General features: G+C 70.7%; 2 protein-coding genes. One reads left to right on the top strand and one right to left on the bottom strand.

Annotated elements, in window-relative coordinates; translation table 11 throughout:
* Positions 1-575: 575 nt before the first annotated feature.
* Positions 576-920, bottom strand: coding sequence for a J domain-containing protein (locus AC2VNT_RS04550; RefSeq protein ID WP_486945719.1), 345 nt, complete (start codon positions 918-920; stop codon positions 576-578).
* 54 nt (positions 921-974) lie between these two features.
* On the opposite strand from AC2VNT_RS04550, the gene AC2VNT_RS04545 reads away from it, so the two are divergent.
* On the top strand, positions 975-1,778 hold the full coding sequence (locus AC2VNT_RS04545; protein WP_486945718.1) for an alpha/beta fold hydrolase: 804 nt from the start codon (positions 975-977) through the stop codon (positions 1,776-1,778).
* Positions 1,779-1,872: the final 94 nt, after the last annotated feature.

The raw sequence follows: 1,872 nt of genomic DNA, 5'->3' as shown, positions 1-1,872 counted from the left end.
TCGCCGCTTGCCGGTCGATTTCACCACACACCAATTGTCCTACACCGCAACGTAAATCCTGCGGAGCGACTCACCCTATTACCGAAACATCTTTAATCGTCACCGAGGGTGCCGACGGACCACTGCAGGGGGCGGTGTTCGTCTGCATCATCGGCGTGCAGATGAATGTCGGGATCCCTGGTGAGCGCTGCACTGTAGCCGCCGGATCGTGTGCATGGTGACGGCCGAATCCGTAATCGTCATCCACAGTGACGATCGGCGGCCAGATCGGTTGACCCCAACACGAATTAGCCCCTGCCGGAATCCGGTCGTGGTAGGCAATGCTGGTGAACCATGACTGTCGACCACAGCGGTGATCATCGCTCGAACCGCCGAGCTGGCCGAGGACCATCGGGCCGCCGGGACGCTGTCCTGCCCACAATGACCGGCCGGCTCACCAAATGGGGTTCGGACGACGCCGCACGATCTCCCACGGCAGCACGACGGTGAGGCTACGACCCCCGGTCTCCGCCAGCGCATTAGCGCCCCGCTGATCAACCCGCCAGACGCCGGGTGAGCCCGCCAGCCGCCAGCCGTCAGCCGCGCCGGTGCCAACGCACCGGGCCCGCCCGCAGCGGAGGGTAACGGTCGTCGACGCCGACCCGGGTGACTCGAACTCGGGTCGGGCCGGAACGCCCGGGACGAGCACCCGCGACGCGGTCGTAGGCCGCGCGCCGGGCCGGGTCACGCAGCAGCGCATAGGCGGCCAGCACCGCGTGCAGCCGCTCGTCGGACGCCGAGCCGGACGGGCCGTCGCGCAGGTCCGGGTGATGGGTGCGCAGCGCTTGCCGGTACGCCCGGGTGATCTCGGCGGCCGTCGCGGTGGGCGACACACCGAGCACCGCGTACGGATCGCTCGATTGGTCCCGATCTCGGTGCACACGTCCAGGATGCCGCCGATTCCCGCCCGGCGCCCGGCTGGCACCATCGGAGCCATGAGCCGCGAAGACCTGCACGTGCACCGCTACGGCCCGGCCGGGCCGGTGCAGCTGCTCGCCGTCCACGGACTGACCGGGCACGGCCGGCGCTGGCAGCGGCTCGCCGACGACCAGCTGCCGGAGCTGGCGGTGGCCGCGCCCGATCTGCTCGGTCACGGCCGGTCGCCGTGGGCCGCGCCGTGGACGATCGACGCCAACGTGGCGGCGCTGGCCACGCTAATCGAGCACTCCGGTAGCGGCCCGGTTACGGTGGTCGGCCATTCATTCGGCGGGGCCATCGCGCTGGCATTCGCCGCGGCCCGACCGGACCTGGTCGCCGGGCTGGTGCTGCTGGACCCGGCGGTCGGCCTGGACGGGACGTGGATGGCGCAGATCGCCGGGGAGATGCTGGCCTCGCCGGACTACCCCGACCGCGCCGAGGCCCGGGCCGACAAGGCCGGCGGCTCCTGGGCCGACGTGAACCCGGCGGTGCTCGATGAAGACCTCGACGAACACCTCGTCCAGCTGCCGAACGGGCGCTTCGGCTGGCGGATCAGCCTGTCGGCGATGATCTGCTACTGGAGTGAGCTGGCCCGCGAGCCGGCGCTGCCGCCGCCGGGGATTCCGACGACGCTGCTGCGGGCGACCCGCACCTCGCCGCCGTATGTCGGCGACGGTCTGGTCGACACGCTGGCCGCGCGGCTGGGCACGGCGTTCCGGCTGGTCGACGTGGACTGCGACCACATGGTGGCCCAGGCCCGGCCGGTCGAGGTGGCGGCGGCGATCCGCGGGCTGCTGGAGGGACCATTGTGGATCTACTGACGTTTCAGTGGGTTCGGTGACCTGGGCGTGTAGGTCTTTGTCTGGGCCGCGGCGTTGCCGCGGGCAGGTCACCGACCTGACCTTTCAGCCTGCT

The organism is Mycobacterium sp. TH-M15 (assembly GCF_057473705.1).
The sequence above is the reverse complement of the archived record's forward strand: the minus strand, read 5'-3'. Positions and strand labels throughout refer to the sequence as shown.

Excerpts from the sequence above, each read along its gene's own strand:
- AC2VNT_RS04545 (WP_486945718.1), top strand. The coding sequence starts at position 975 with ATGAGCCGCGAAGACCTGCACGTGCACCGCTACGGCCCGGCCGGGCCG.